This is a genomic window from Streptomyces sp. NPDC047515 (assembly GCF_040643055.1).
Lineage (GTDB): Bacteria > Actinomycetota > Actinomycetes > Streptomycetales > Streptomycetaceae > Streptomyces.
Genome location: NZ_JBEYTM010000012.1, coordinates 50,210 through 63,325 on the forward strand (window position 1 = coordinate 50,210; position 13,116 = coordinate 63,325).

General features: G+C 70.9%; 14 protein-coding genes. 5 read left to right on the forward strand and 9 right to left on the reverse strand.

Features of this window, described 5'->3' with window-relative positions; genetic code table 11:
• Positions 1–156: 156 nt before the first annotated feature.
• Both ABZ826_RS12970 and ABZ826_RS12975 read left to right on the forward strand, forming a co-directional pair.
• Positions 157–570, forward strand: coding sequence for a hypothetical protein (locus ABZ826_RS12970; protein ID WP_361446418.1), 414 nt, complete (start codon positions 157–159; stop codon positions 568–570).
• 34 nt (positions 571–604) lie between these two features.
• Positions 605–1,315 carry a nucleotidyltransferase family protein gene (locus tag ABZ826_RS12975; RefSeq protein WP_361446420.1) on the forward strand — a complete coding sequence of 237 codons (711 nt, stop codon included), beginning with the start codon at positions 605–607 and terminating at the stop codon, positions 1,313–1,315.
• An 82-nt stretch (positions 1,316–1,397) separates the two neighbouring features.
• Here ABZ826_RS12975 and ABZ826_RS12980 read toward each other — a convergent pair whose 3' ends face one another.
• From ABZ826_RS12980 to ABZ826_RS13010, 7 genes are all read right to left on the reverse strand, one after another.
• Positions 1,398–3,044, reverse strand: a complete 1,647-nt coding sequence (locus ABZ826_RS12980) for a DoxX family membrane protein (RefSeq protein WP_361446422.1) — start codon at positions 3,042–3,044, stop codon at positions 1,398–1,400.
• A gap of 105 nt (positions 3,045–3,149) precedes the next feature.
• Complete coding sequence (gene rlmB, locus ABZ826_RS12985; protein ID WP_361446424.1) at positions 3,150–4,106, reverse strand: 23S rRNA (guanosine(2251)-2'-O)-methyltransferase RlmB; 957 nt, start codon at positions 4,104–4,106, stop codon at positions 3,150–3,152.
• Between the two features lie 83 nt (positions 4,107–4,189).
• Entirely contained in the window at positions 4,190–5,593 is a 1,404-nt protein-coding gene (cysS, locus tag ABZ826_RS12990; RefSeq protein WP_361446426.1) for a cysteine--tRNA ligase, read from the reverse strand.
• 141 nt (positions 5,594–5,734) lie between these two features.
• Positions 5,735–6,139: a PPOX class F420-dependent oxidoreductase gene (locus ABZ826_RS12995; RefSeq protein ID WP_361446428.1), complete on the reverse strand. Its 405-nt coding sequence runs from the start codon at positions 6,137–6,139 to the stop codon at positions 5,735–5,737.
• Positions 6,140–6,372: 233 nt separating this feature from the next.
• A complete protein-coding gene (gene ispF / locus ABZ826_RS13000) occupies positions 6,373–6,894 on the reverse strand; it encodes a 2-C-methyl-D-erythritol 2,4-cyclodiphosphate synthase (RefSeq protein WP_361446430.1) in 522 nt (173 codons plus the stop codon).
• Complete coding sequence (ispD, locus tag ABZ826_RS13005) at positions 6,884–7,630, reverse strand: 2-C-methyl-D-erythritol 4-phosphate cytidylyltransferase (RefSeq protein WP_361446432.1); 747 nt, start codon at positions 7,628–7,630, stop codon at positions 6,884–6,886. Before ispD ends, ispF begins: the two co-directional genes overlap by 11 nt.
• A 333-nt stretch (positions 7,631–7,963) precedes the next feature.
• Positions 7,964–8,446 (reverse strand): CarD family transcriptional regulator, encoded by a 483-nt coding sequence (locus ABZ826_RS13010; RefSeq protein WP_006380568.1) that lies wholly within the window; start codon positions 8,444–8,446, stop codon positions 7,964–7,966.
• Positions 8,447–9,072: 626 nt separating this feature from the next.
• On the opposite strand from ABZ826_RS13010, the gene ABZ826_RS13015 reads away from it, so the two are divergent.
• Positions 9,073–9,720: a DUF461 domain-containing protein gene (locus tag ABZ826_RS13015; RefSeq protein WP_361446434.1), complete on the forward strand. Its 648-nt coding sequence runs from the start codon at positions 9,073–9,075 to the stop codon at positions 9,718–9,720.
• Between the two features lie 84 nt (positions 9,721–9,804).
• Here ABZ826_RS13015 and ABZ826_RS13020 read toward each other — a convergent pair whose 3' ends face one another.
• On the reverse strand, positions 9,805–10,485 hold the full coding sequence (locus tag ABZ826_RS13020; protein ID WP_072487966.1) for a response regulator transcription factor: 681 nt from the start codon (positions 10,483–10,485) through the stop codon (positions 9,805–9,807).
• On the reverse strand, positions 10,482–11,756 hold the full coding sequence (locus ABZ826_RS13025; protein ID WP_361446437.1) for an ATP-binding protein: 1,275 nt from the start codon (positions 11,754–11,756) through the stop codon (positions 10,482–10,484). Before ABZ826_RS13025 ends, ABZ826_RS13020 begins: the two co-directional genes overlap by 4 nt.
• Positions 11,757–11,954: 198 nt before the next feature.
• On the opposite strand from ABZ826_RS13025, the gene phoU reads away from it, so the two are divergent.
• Both phoU and ABZ826_RS13035 read left to right on the forward strand, forming a co-directional pair.
• Positions 11,955–12,632 (forward strand): phosphate signaling complex protein PhoU, encoded by a 678-nt coding sequence (phoU, locus tag ABZ826_RS13030; RefSeq protein ID WP_361446439.1) that lies wholly within the window; start codon positions 11,955–11,957, stop codon positions 12,630–12,632.
• A gap of 265 nt (positions 12,633–12,897) precedes the next feature.
• Positions 12,898–13,047 carry a hypothetical protein gene (locus ABZ826_RS13035; protein WP_351075307.1) on the forward strand — a complete coding sequence of 50 codons (150 nt, stop codon included), beginning with the start codon at positions 12,898–12,900 and terminating at the stop codon, positions 13,045–13,047.
• Positions 13,048–13,116: the final 69 nt, after the last annotated feature.

The following is a 13,116-nucleotide window of genomic DNA, read 5'->3' on the forward strand; positions in this document are numbered from 1 at the left end:
CGCGTCCGGGTTTGAATCCGTACGGTGCCGAATTCCCCGGCACACCGGGCATTTCACTGCGGCCCGTCAACGCGCGATTCGAAAGACACCGTCGAACCATCCCTCTCACGGGTGACGTAAGGTCGCCAAATCATCACTGCCCGCTACGCTCACTGCGTGACCCACACCGCTCGCCGTATCGGCCGATCCCTCGCTCTCGTACTGCCCGTCGTGATGGTCCTCTCCGGGACCCTCGCCGTCACCAGCGTGCCGTGGGCAGCGCACAACTCCGAGTCCCAGGTCCTGGCCGCCTCCGCTCAGGACGTCTCGAAGCGTGCCCGGACGCGCACCCCGCAGGACCTCCTCCGTGACCGGCTGCTCCTGGAGCTCCGGGAGCAGGACCCGGGTGTCGCCCTGACGGACCTGCAGCGTTCCGTCGAGGCCCGCCCCTCGCTCGCCCAGCACTGCATGTCGATCGCCAGGGCGCTGGGCCGCGCGGCCGTCGAGCAGTACGGTCCGACGCGGGCCCACAGGTTCTCGCGGCCCGTCTGCGACACGTCCTTCGCCTCGGGCGTCGCGCAGTTCAGCTGACGGCCCTGTCCGGGCACCGCATATCGTGCCTGGCATGCATACGTATCCGACGCAGGCCGTGGTCCTGGCAGGTGGCCAGGGATCGCGGCTGCGCCCGTACACCGATGACCGCCCCAAGCCGATGGTCGAGATCCCGGGCACCGGGACTCCGATCATCGGCCATCAGCTTTCCTGGCTGGCCGCCGAGGGCGTGACCGACGCCGTGGTGTCGTGCGGTCATCTGGCCGAGGTGCTCCAGGAGTGGCTGGACTCGGCGGTGCTGCCGCTGCGCGTGACGACGGTCGTGGAGTCCGAGCCCCTGGGACGCGGCGGCGGGCTCAAGTACGCCGCCACCCGGCTCCCCGATCCGGAGGAGCCCTGGTACGCGACCAACGGCGACATCTGGACGCGTTTCTCCCTGCGCGAGATGGCCGCGTTCCACGCCGAGCGCGACGCGATCGCCACCCTCGCCCTGGCCCGTCCCCGCATCCCCTGGGGCGCCGTGGAGACGGACGCGTTCGGACACATCACCGACTTCATCGAGTCGCCGCCCTCCCCGTATCTGATCAACGCCGGTGTGTACGTCTTCTCTCCCGCGTTCACCACCCTGCTGCCGGACCGGGGCGACCACGAGCGGACGACGTTCCCTCGGCTGGCCCGCGAGCGCAGGCTGGCCGGGTATCCGCTGCCGCACGGCGCGTACTGGCGGGCCATCGACACCGCGAAGGACCTGACCGAGGCCGCCAAGGAGCTCGACGGGCAGTAGCGGCACGCGACGAGGCACGACGGAGGGGCGGTCACCGGTTCGTTCCGGAAACCGCCCCTCCGTCCTGCGCCGACCCGGCGGCTCAGCCGAGCAGACCGCCGATGGGGTTCTGCCCGCCGCCGCCGGACGTACCGCCGGTGGAGCCGCTGCCGCCGTCCGATCCGCCGGTCGCGGAGCTCCCGCCGGCGCCGGTGGAGCCGGAGGAGCTCGGGCCGGAACTGCCGGACGGAGGCGGCTGCGGGGCCGTCTGCTGCGGGGGCTGCTGCACGGTGCCCTGGGTCTGGCTGGGCTGCCCGGCACCGGCCGCCTGGCCGGACTCGCGTACGGATTCCGCGGCGGGCGTGGACGCCTTGGCCGAGGGAGTGGTGGAGGCACTGCTGCGGGACGGCGAGGGATGCCGCCCGTCGGGCATGTGGGAGGCCCGGCGGCCATGGGACTCCTGCGGGAGCGGGGAGCCGGGGAGCTGGTTGGTCGGGTTGCCGTTCGGACCGGGCACGGTGACGACCCCGGAGGAACGGACCGCGCCGCCGAGCATGGAACCCACGAGCAGGGTGAGCCCGACGACCACGGTGGCGACGACGGCACCCCGGCGCAGCACCCGGCGGCGGAGGTCCCAGATCGCCGAGCGCGGGCCGAGCCTGCGCCAGGCCTCGCCGGCGAGCCGCCCGTCGACGGAGTAGACGGGGGCGCCCGCGATGATCAGCGGGCTCCAGGCGGCGAGGTAGATGATGTCGGGCGCGTCGTAGACGGCGACGGTGCGCCAGCTGACGGTGACCAGCAGGACGGCGGAGAGGAGCGCGCCGACGGAGGCGGCGACGCGCTGCCAGAGGCCGAGGACGGTGAGGACTCCGACGACGACCTGGAGGAAGGCGACGGTGAGTCCGGCGCCGACGGGGTGCGAGAGCGCGAAGTCACGCAGCGGCTCGGCCAGCGCCCAAGGGTGGAGCGAGGTCAGCCACTTGACCATGGAGCCGCGCTCGCCGCCATCGAAGTAGACGGGGTCGCACAGCTTGCCCATGCCGGCGTAGATGGAGATGAAGCCGAGGAACACGCGCATGGGCAGCAGCACGACGCCGAGGTTCATACGGCGACCGGGGTAGTACGCGTGCCGCACGGAGTCGTTGCCGTGCCGTCGGCCCCGGGCCTCGGTGAGGTCGTCGTACGCGTCGTCGTAGTCGCCGTCGTCGTACGCCGCGCGGCCGTGCGGTCCGGTGTCGAGCGGATCGTAGGCGCCGACCGCCCGGCGCATGGGCGGCAGCAGCGGGCCGTTGCCGTGGCGCCCCGGCTGGTGGGGTGCGGTGATGACGGGGTTGGGCTGGGTCTCTTCCAGGCGCTCGATGACCTGGGTGCCGCCCAGCCCGCCGTCGAAGTCGTGGCCGGTGCGGGGGGCGTAGGGATCGTAGGAGTCGTACGCGGAGGTCGGGCGGCCCGCGGTGGAGTTCCGTACGGCCTGGAGGAGCCCGGTGGCGCCGGGATCACCCGGGGCGGACCTGCCGCTCCAAACGACGGGCGCGCGCCTGCCGCGCACCGCTCCGGCGCCGCCGCTCATGGCGGGGATCCTGGGCGCGCCCGCGGAGGCCAGACCGCGCAGCCGCGTGCGCTGGCCGGGGGCGAGCTGTACCCGGAAGCTGGCGTGGTTGACGATGACCTGCGCGGGGTCGCAGTCCACCTTGGTCATACTCAGGGCGGGTTGTTCGTCGAACCGAGGCGTTCTGGTGTCCACACTCATCTAACCGAGTGATGTGTGTTTAGGACACTGCCTTGACGGGCCCGATGTGTCCGAGACCCGTCAACGGGGGGCGCCCCGGTCGGCCGCCCCCCGTCCGGGTGCGTCTCAGGCCCGGCGCCGCGCGACCTCGTACAGGACGATCCCGGCCGCGACACCGGCGTTCAGCGACTCCGCGCCGCCCGGCATCGAGATGCGGACCCGGTAGTCGCAGGTCTCGCCGACGAGGCGGCCCAGGCCCTTGCCCTCGCTGCCGATGACGATGACGACGGGGCCGTCGAGGGCCTCCAGGTCCTCGACGGTGTGCTCGCCGTCCGCGGCGAGGCCGACGACCGTGAGACCGGCCTTCTGGTAGCCCTCCAGGGCCCGGGTCAGGTTCGTCACCCGGGAGACCGGCGTACGGGCGGCCGTGCCCGCCGAGGACTTCCACGCGCCTGCCGTCATGCCGGCCGCGCGCCGCTCGGGCACGACCACGCCGTGCCCGCCGAACGCGGAGACGGAGCGGACGATCGCACCCAGGTTGCGCGGGTCGGTGACGCCGTCAAGGGCAACGATCAGCGGGTCCTCGCCGTTGTCGTACGCGGCGGCGGTGAGGTCCTCCGGGTGCGCGTACTCGTACGGCGGGACCTGGAGGACGAGGCCCTGGTGGTTCAGGCCGTTCGTCATCCGGTCCAGTTCGACGCGCGGGGCCTCCATCAGATTGATGTTGCCGCGCTCACCGGCGAGCTGGAGCGCGTCGCGGACCCGCTCGTCATTGTCGATGTACTGCTGGACGTACAGGGTCGTCGCCGGAACGCCGTCGCGCAGGGCCTCGTAGACCGGGTTGCGGCCGACGACCATCTCGGACGTGCCCTTGACGCCGCCGCGCCGGGGCGCGGGGCGGCGGGCCGCGGCCTGCTTGGCCTGGGCGTTGACGATGCGGTTCTTCTTGTGTCCCTTGCGGGCGGAGGCGGGAGGCGTCGGGCCCTTGCCTTCGAGGCCACGGCGTCGCTGCCCACCGCTGCCGACCTGCGCGCCCTTCTTGTTGGACGTGCGGCGGTTCCTGCGCTGGCTGTTCCCGGCCATGACCTACCTGTTTCGTTTCTGCTCAGACATGCGTACGTAAGTGAAGTGTGCCGCCCGGAGGGCCGGACGGCACATGGGATGGACTACTGGCGCGGGCCGAGTGTCCACCGTGGTCCGGCCGGGCTGTCCTCGATGACGAGACCGGACTGGCCCAGCTGGTCGCGGATGGCGTCGGCGGCGGGCCAGTCCTTGCGCTCGCGGGCCGACTGGCGCTGGTCCAGGACCAGGCGCACGAGCGTGTCGACGACGCCGTGCAGATCGTCGCCGCGGTCGCTCTCGCCGGCCCAGTGCTCGTCGAGCGGGTCGAGGCCGAGGACACCGAGCATCGCACGGACCTCCGCGAGCCGGGCGACGGCGGCTTCCTTGTCGTCGGCGGCGAGCGCGGAGTTGCCCTGCCGGACCGTGGTGTGGATGATCGCGAGCGCCTGCGGGACACCCAGGTCGTCGTCCATCGCCTCGGCGAAGGCGGGCGGCACCTCGCCGGCGGGCTCGATCGTCTCGCCCGCCTTCTCGGTGACGCGCTGCACGAAGCCCTCGATCCGGGCGAACGCGGACTCGGCCTCGCGCAGGGCCTCCTCGCTGTACTCGATCATCGACCGGTAGTGCGGGGTGCCGAGGTAGTAGCGCAGCACGATCGGGCGCCACGCCCTGACCATCTCGCTGACCAGCACCGAGTTGCCCAGCGACTTCGACATCTTCTCGCCGGACATGGTGACCCAGCCGTTGTGCACCCAGTACTTCGCAAACTCGTCGCCGTACGCCTTGGCCTGGGCGATCTCGTTCTCGTGGTGCGGGAAGATCAGGTCGATGCCGCCGCCGTGGATGTCGAAGGCGGTGCCGAGGTACTTGTGGGCCATGGCGGAGCACTCCAGGTGCCAGCCGGGGCGGCCGCGGCCCCACGGGGTCTCCCAGCTGGGCTCGCCCGGCTTGGTCGCCTTCCACATCGCGAAGTCGCGCTGGTCGCGCTTGCCGGTCTCGCCCTCGCCGGACGGCTGGCGCAGATCGTCCAGGTCCTGGTTGGAGAGCTCCAGGTAGCCGGGGAAGGAGCGCACGTCGAAGTAGACGTTGCCGTCGGCCGCGTAGGCGTGACCGCGCTCGATCAGGCCGCGCATCATCTCGATCATCTCGGTGATGTGGCCGGTCGCTCGCGGCTCGTACGTGGCCGGGAGGCAGCCGAGCGCGTCGTAGCCGGCGTTGAACGCCCGCTCGTTCTCGTACCCGATGGACCACCAGGGGCGGCCCTGTTCCGCCGACTTCGCGATGATCTTGTCGTCGATGTCGGTGACGTTCCGGATGAACGTGACGTCGTAGCCGCGGTACTCGAACCAGCGGCGCATGATGTCGAAGTTCAGCCCGGACCGGATGTGCCCGATGTGCGGGGCGGCCTGCACGGTCGCGCCACAGAGGTAGATCGAGACACAGCCCGCGGTGAGCGGTACGAAGTCACGGATCTGCCGGGCGCTGGTGTCGTACAGGCGAATAGTCACGCCTCAAGGGTAGTGGGCGCGCACCAGTGCCCCGCGACCCCTCGGGGATCGCGGGGAAAAGTTTGTCGCGGCGGGGTGTCTCCCCGCGATGTGCCGCTCGCGGGCGTCGCCGACCGCTCGTGGTCGGCGCACCGGGAGGCCTCAGATCCGGCCGACGACCTTTCGCGGGGTGATCCGGACGACCACGCGCTCGGCGTCGTCGGCGGCCGAGGGGTTGAACTCCGCGTACTTCTTGCCGGTGTACTTCGCGGACAGCTCGTCGATGAGCTCCTGACCGCCCTCGGTGCTGAGTTCGGCGGTGCCGCGCACCTCGGCGTACGTGTACGGAGCGGCGAAGGGCTGCACGACGACGGAGACCCGCGGGTCCCGGCGCAGGTTCCGCTCCTTGCGGCGGCCGACGGTCGTCGAGAAGAGCAGGTCGTCGCCGTCGCGCTTCACCCAGACCGGGGAGACCTGAGGGCTGCCGTCGGGCTGGACGGTGGCGACGGTGACGAAGACGGGGGTGTCGAGAAGCGCCTTGAGTTCTGCGGAGAGTGCGGCGGTCATGGCGTACGTCCTCCCAGGGGGATCGGTGTGCTCCTACCCGTATCCCAACCCCGTTCCAGCGCTCCCGCTTCCCGTTCCCGCCCGCCGGAGGGGTGGTCGTACGCGAGGAAGGGGCCGTTGCCGAAGACCTCGCGCACGGAGCCGCGGGAGTCGGCCGTCCGGGTGACGGGAGCCCGGCGCGGCGCCAGCCGGGCGTGTCCGGCGAGGACGACGGGGCGGGGCCGCGCGGTGGATCAGCCCGTGCGGTGGACCAGCGCCGTCGCGATCCCGGCGAGGCCTTCGGCCCGACCGGTGAAGCCGAGCCCGTCGGACGTGGCGGCGGAGAGCGAGACGGGCGCCCCCACGGCCGCCGACAGCACCCGCTGCGCCTCGTCGCGCCGCTTGCCGATCTTCGGCCGTACGCCGACGACCTGTACGGCGACGTTGCCGATCTCGAAGCCCGCGGCCCGCACGATCCGCGCCGCCTCGGTCAGCAGGGTGACCCCGGCGGCGCCGGACCACTCGGGCCGCCCGGTGCCGAAGTGCTGCCCGAGGTCGCCGAGCCCGGCGGCCGAGAAGAGCGCGTTGCACGCGGCGTGCGCGACGACATCGGCGTCGGAGTGCCCGGCCAGACCGGGCCCCTCGCCCTCCCACAGCAGCCCCGCGCACCACAGTTCACGGCCCTCTTCGAAGGCGTGGATGTCGGTACCGATCCCGACCAGCGGGATCACCGGCCCGGTCCGTTCCCCGGAGGGCATCGTTTCTTCAGAAGCCATCGTTCGCCCTCCTGCGCGCCAGTACCGCCTCGGCCAGCACCAGGTCCAGCGGCCGGGTCACCTTGAACGCCTCCTCGTGCCCGGGGACGACCACGACGGGCGCCCCGAGCCGCTCCACCATGCCCGCATCGTCCGTGGCACCCTCGCCGCTGACGGCGACGGTCTCATGGGCGCGCACGAGCGTGCCGCGGTCGAAGCCCTGCGGGGTCTGCACGGCGCGCAGCCGGGCCCGCACGGGCGTGCCGAGCACCGGCTCCGGCTCCCCCGGCGCTCCGGGCTCGACCTCCTTGACGGTGTCGGCGAGCGGCAGCGCGGGGACGACGGCGGGCGCGCCGTCCCGTACCGCCTCGATCACCGCGTCCACCGTGTCGACCGGCACCAGCGGGCGGGCCGCGTCGTGGACGAGGACGACGGAGACGTCCTCGGGCAGGGCGTCCAGGCCCAGGCGCACCGACTCCTGGCGGGTGTCGCCGCCCGGCACGACGAGGTAGTCGGTGCGCTCGGGCAGGGCGTGCTCGTCGAGCAGGTTCTTGACCTCGGGGGCGCCGTCCGGCGGCGCGACGACGACGACCAGGGAGACGGAACGGGAGGCCGCCATGGCCCGTACCGCGTGGATGAGCATGGGCGTGCCACCCAGCGCGCGGAGCGCCTTGGGGGCCCCCGGGCCGAGCCGTACGCCGCGGCCGGCCGCGGGAATCACGGCGGCCGTGCGGTACGGACGCGACAGATCAGACATCGGTTGTACTCCGAAGCTTCGGCATGTTTGTTTCCACGGCCGACATGGGTATGGCCACAAGCGAGCCGGGCGCCACGCCCCGACTCGACCGGGCCCTTCCGTGACATCCGGTCGAGTCGGACCAGCCGCACCGGCCGTTCGGGATCGACTGCACAAGATCGCGAGCAACGTATCCGGGGGATTGGCGATGAAGCCAACGCATCGGTGAGTCGGGACGAAATCCGGACACACCATGGCTGAATCCAGACATGCCGCAGCGCCCGACGACATACCGTGAAATACGGCTGTCAGCGGGCACCGCGGCACATTTTTTCGAGGCCGGCGAGTGCCGGTTCAGGACGCGAGTACCTCGTCGAGCAGAGCCTCGGCCTTGTCTTCGTTCGTGTTCTCCGCGAGCGCGAGCTCACTCACCAGAATCTGGCGAGCCTTGGCGAGCATCCGCTTCTCACCTGCGGAGAGTCCACGCTCGCGCTCACGACGCCACAGGTCGCGAACCACTTCGGCGACCTTGATGACATCGCCGGATGCGAGCTTCTCCAGATTTGCCTTGTAGCGCCGGGACCAGTTCGTCGGCTCTTCGGCATACGGTGCGCGCAGCACCTCGAAAACCCGGTCCAGCCCCTCCTGCCCGACCACGTCGCGTACGCCCACGAACTCCGCATTGTCCGCCGGCACCCGAACCGTCAAGTCGCCCTGGGCGACCTTGAGCACCAAGTAGGTCTTGTCCACGCCTTTGATCTGGCGAGTTTCGATAGCCTCGATCAGCGCGGCCCCGTGATGGGGATAGACCACGGTGTCGCCAACCTTGAACGTCATGTGACAGGTACCCCTTCCGTGGCTATCAAGGGTAACACGAGAACAGCTTCTCCTGAATGGCGTTTTCGCAGGTCAGGGCATATCTCGGGGCTTGACAACAGCAACACGTACGTGCTGCGGAAGGTTCCCGGGAGACGGTATTCGCAGGTCGGAGCGGCTGTACGGGCGAGGTGAAACACGCACGTCACACACCCTGGAACCCCCCTCCGAAGTGGTCTAACGTCCCGGTTTGCCGGATTCTGGATGATGAACTTTACGTAGTCCGTTCGAGCATCGATCACCCGCACGGACGTAAGTGTGGTTGATCAATGGATATTGATCAGCGCCTCGCCGTGATCGGTTATGCGCAAGGAATGCGCCACGCTCCACGAATTGATCACGGGCGATATGTGAACGGTGCATGTCGACGGGTTTCGGCACGCGCTTCGTCCGCAAACCCCGGCCGGGTGCGGGACCGGCCAAGGGCACCCGCCCCGGTAACCGCCGGAGCACGAAGGGGCGCGTAGGGGCGGGTCGGGTGCGGGGCGGAAGGGACGGCTCGGTAGCCTAAGGCCGCTGACACATCCTTAGGGCGGCTTTACGTCGCTCGCCCCACCCCTCCGCAGATTCAAGGAGTTGCCGCCGCCGTGAGCCGCAGCCTTCGACACGGCGCTCTCGCCGCCACCGCCATCGTGTTCTCGATCGCCTCACTCGCCGCGTGCGGTGCGGGCAATGACGCAGCGTCGCTCAAGGTCAGGCCGGACTCTGCTGCCACCACCTCCGGTGACATCAGCATCCAGAACGCGAACGTCATCACCCAGCCCGAGCGCGGCGCCGAGGGCCCGGCCGTCGTCTCCGCGACGCTGTTCAACAACGGCACCAAGCAGCAGACCCTGGACGCCGTCACCCTGCCGGGCACGAGCGTCGCGGTGCAGCTGCACGCCGCCAAGGGTTCCGGACCCATCGTGGTCCCGGCCGGCGGCAAGGTAGTGCTCGGCGGCAAGGGCAACGCGTCCGCCGTGATCGAGAACAGCCACGAGGCCGCGCAGGCCGGCAACGTCCAGCCCGTCGTCTTCAAGTTCAGCTCGACCGGCGAGATCCCGCTCGGCGCGTTCGTCGTCCCGGCGACCAGCTACTTCACGGGCTTCGGTCCCAGCTCGCTGCCGGCGCTGCCGTCGAAGTCGCCCGCGACGCCGACCGGCTCCTCCTCCGCGCACCCGGGTGCGCCGGGCGCGTCCGACTCCACGGACGACACGGTCGCCCCGACCGACGCCGCGTCCGCCTCGGCGGGCTGACCGCGCCCCGGTACGCACACGCGTGAACGGCGGAGGGCGCCCTCCCTTTCGGGGGGCGCCCTCCGCCGTGGTGCACCGGCCGGTCTACGGCTCGAACTTGTAGCCCAGACCGCGCACCGTCACCAGGAAGCGCGGCGCTCCGGGGTCGGGCTCGATCTTGGCGCGCAGGCGCTTGACGTGGACGTCGAGGGTCTTGGTGTCGCCCACGTAGTCCGCGCCCCAGACCCGGTCGATCAGCTGCATGCGGGTCAGCACCCGGCCCGCGTTGCGCAGCAGCATCTCCAGCAGGTCGAACTCCTTGAGCGGGAGGTCGACCTTGCCGCCGGCGACCGTGACGACGTGGCGGTCCACGTCCATCCGGACCGGGCCCGCCTCCAGGGCGGCCGGTGTGACCTCCTCGGGCTCACCGCGGCGGCGCAGCACCGCGCGGATGCGGGCGACGAGCTCCCGCGAGGAGAACGGCTTGGTGACGTAGTCGTCGGCTCCTATTTCCAGGCCGACCACCTTGTCGATCTCGCTGTCCTTGGCCGTGACCATGATCACGGGGACGTTGGACCGGCTGCGCAGCTGACGGCAGACCTCCGTGCCGGGCAGGCCCGGCAGCATCAGGTCGAGCAGGACGAGGTCGGCGCCGTTGCGCTCGAACTCGTCAAGCCCGTCCGGGCCCGTGGCCGCGATGGCGACCTCGAAACCCTCCTTGCGGAGCATGTAGGACAGGGCGTCGCTGAAGGATTCCTCATCCTCGACGACGAGCACTCGGGTCACGGAAGGACCTCCGGGGCTGGGAATGGTTCACGGGTATCGGGGTGAGCGGGTCCGTAGGGACCCTCGTCGCCGTTGACGATGAGCGGTCCGCCGGATCGGCGGTCCCGTTCCCGTACGGAGCCCGCTTCGGGCAGCCGCAAGGTGAAGGTGGAGCCCTGGCCCTCCGAGCTCCAGACCGTGACCTCCCCGCCGTGCGAGGCGGCCACGTGCTTGACGATGGCGAGGCCGAGGCCGGTGCCACCGGTGGCCCGGGAGCGGGCCGGGTCGACGCGGTAGAAGCGTTCGAAGACCCGCTCGCGCTCCTTCTCCGAGATGCCGATGCCCTGGTCGGTCACGGCTATCTCGATCTGGTCCCCGCCGGGTACGGACAGCCGCCTGGCGGCGATGCCCACTCGGGTCCGGGCGGGGCTGTAGTTGACGGCGTTCTCGACGAGGTTGCCGAGTGCCGCGGCGAGCTGACCGCGGTTGCCCCAGATGCGGAGCTCCGCGGTGCCGCCCGCTGCCATGGTGATCTGTTTCGAGCCGGCCTGCTGGCGGCAGCGGTCGATGGCCTCGGCCACCAGCTCGTCGACCCGGACCGGCTCGGCGTCCTCCAGCGGGTCGTCGTTCTGCACCCGGGAGAGGTCGATGATCTCCTGCACGAGGTTGGTCAGCCGGGTCGCCTCGATCTGCATCCGCCCCGCGAACCGCTCCACCGCCTCCGGGTCGTCGGACGCGTCCATCACGGCCTCGGAGAGCAGTGAGAGCGCGCCGACCGGGGTCTTGAGCTCATGGCTGACGTTGGCGACGAAGTCGCGTCGTACCGCTTCTATGCGGCGGGCCTCGGTGAGGTCCTCGACCAGCAGGAGCACCAGCCGGGAGCCCAGCGGGGCGACCCGGGCGGAGACCGCGAGGGCCTCGCCGCGGCCGGTACCGCGCCGGGGCAGGTCCAGTTCGACCTGCCGTATCTCACCGTCGCGCCGGGTGTCCCTGGCCATGCTCAGCATCGCCTCGACGGCGAGCCGCCCGCCCCTGACCAGTCCCAGCGCATAGGCGGCGGAGCTGGCCTTGACCACGCTGTCGCTCTCGTCGAGGACGACCGCGGAGGAACTGAGCACGGACAGGACCGTGTCCACCCCGGGGGGCAGGGGCGCGTTGCTGTCGGGCCGCAGGGAGGTCCGCGTCGGCTTCTTCAGGTCGCGCTCGCTCCAGCGGAACGCCAGCATGGCGATCACGCCGGTACAAGCACCGCCGATCGCCGCAGCTGCGGCGACTGCCGCGTTCACGTCCATACGTCAAGGTTATGCGGGTACCGGAGGACTCTCCCAGCCATCCGAGTGCGTATCCGAACACTCGTCGCCCAGAGTTCACCGAGAGGCAAGGGTTGGTTCACTTGGTCGGCCGGAAGGCGACGCGTACGCCACCCAGGGTGGCAGCGTGGGGCTCACAGCCTGCCCCGGCATTGCACACAGGACTGGAGAGGGACTTCCATGCGTGACGCCTACCACGAGGAACTCGACTCGATCGGCGAGGGACTGGTCGAGATGGCCCGGCTCGTCGGGTCGGCGATCGGCCGGGCGACGACGTCCATGCTCGATGCCGATCTCAAGCTCGCGGAGAGCGTGATCGCCGCGGACCAGAAGGTCGACGACCTCCAGCACGACCTGGAGGCACGGGCCATCGCCCTGCTCGCCCGCCAGCAGCCCGTGGCGACGGATCTGCGGATCGTGGTCACCTCGCTGCGGATGAGCGCCGACCTGGAGCGCTCGGGCGACCTCGCCCAGCACGTCGCCAAGCTGGCCCGGCTGCGGTTCCCGGAATCGGCGGTGCCGCACGACCTGCACGCCACCATTCTGGAGATGGGCCAGCTGGCACAGCGCCTGATGGCCAAGGCCGCCGAGGTGATCATCACCAAGGACGTCGATCTGGCGCTCCAGCTGGAGCAGGACGACGACGAGATGGACCTGCTGCACCGCACGCTGTTCCAGCACCTGATGGACGACCGCTGGAAGCACGGCATCGAGACGGCTGTCGACGTGACGCTGCTCGGCCGCTACTACGAGCGCTTCGCCGACCACGCGGTGTCGGTCGCCAAGCGTGTGGTCTACCTGGTGACGGGCGAGCACGCCGACGAGATCCAGCAGCCGACGCCGGTGGAGGGCGCGTAGCCGGAAGGCCGGAGGCGACGGACCGGGGGCCAGGCGTCACGGGCCAGGGGTTCACGGGCCGGGGGTCACGGGCCAGGGGGCCTCGGGCACGTGAGGGCGTGCGCGGTCGCACAGGGTCGCACATGTATCTCTGCGCGTGTGCGCTGTTGATGCGCCCGCCCGGGTGGGCATGCAATGGGGTGGGGCGGCACGACTTGTCCGTACGCCCCGGTCGTGCGCGCGTCGCAGTGGCGTACGGCCCTGACGTACGTCCTGAGGAGGAACCATGGCCGATTCCCCCACGACCGATCCCCAGCAGGAGGCGCCCGCCGACGTGGTGCACCTGACCGTCCTCGGCGCCTGCGGCTGCGGCTCCGGCTGCGGGTGCGGGTGCCAGTCCGGGGCCCCGTGCCAGTGCGGTGGCTGCTGCGGCTGACCGGTCGGCCGGTACGGAGCCGGAAGGGCGCCCCGCGCGGGACGGACTGCTCTCCGTTTCGCGCGGGGC

Bases quoted from the DNA above. Each gene is read 5' to 3' on its own strand.
- ABZ826_RS13035 (WP_351075307.1), top strand. From the start codon at position 12,898: ATGGCCGATTCCCCCACGACCGATCCCCAGCAGGAGGCGCCCGCCGAC.
- ABZ826_RS13025 (WP_361446437.1), bottom strand. From the start codon at position 11,756: ATGGACGTGAACGCGGCAGTCGCCGCAGCTGCGGCGATCGGCGGTGCT.
- phoU (WP_361446439.1), top strand. From the start codon at position 11,955: ATGCGTGACGCCTACCACGAGGAACTCGACTCGATCGGCGAGGGACTG.
- ABZ826_RS12975 (WP_361446420.1), top strand. From the start codon at position 605: ATGCATACGTATCCGACGCAGGCCGTGGTCCTGGCAGGTGGCCAGGGA.
- ispD (WP_361446432.1), bottom strand. From the start codon at position 7,630: ATGTCTGATCTGTCGCGTCCGTACCGCACGGCCGCCGTGATTCCCGCG.
- ABZ826_RS12980 (WP_361446422.1), bottom strand. From the start codon at position 3,044: ATGAGTGTGGACACCAGAACGCCTCGGTTCGACGAACAACCCGCCCTG.
- ABZ826_RS12995 (WP_361446428.1), bottom strand. From the start codon at position 6,139: ATGACCGCCGCACTCTCCGCAGAACTCAAGGCGCTTCTCGACACCCCC.
- rlmB (WP_361446424.1), bottom strand. From the start codon at position 4,106: ATGGCCGGGAACAGCCAGCGCAGGAACCGCCGCACGTCCAACAAGAAG.
- ABZ826_RS13010 (WP_006380568.1), bottom strand. From the start codon at position 8,446: ATGACGTTCAAGGTTGGCGACACCGTGGTCTATCCCCATCACGGGGCC.
- ispF (WP_361446430.1), bottom strand. From the start codon at position 6,894: ATGGCTTCTGAAGAAACGATGCCCTCCGGGGAACGGACCGGGCCGGTG.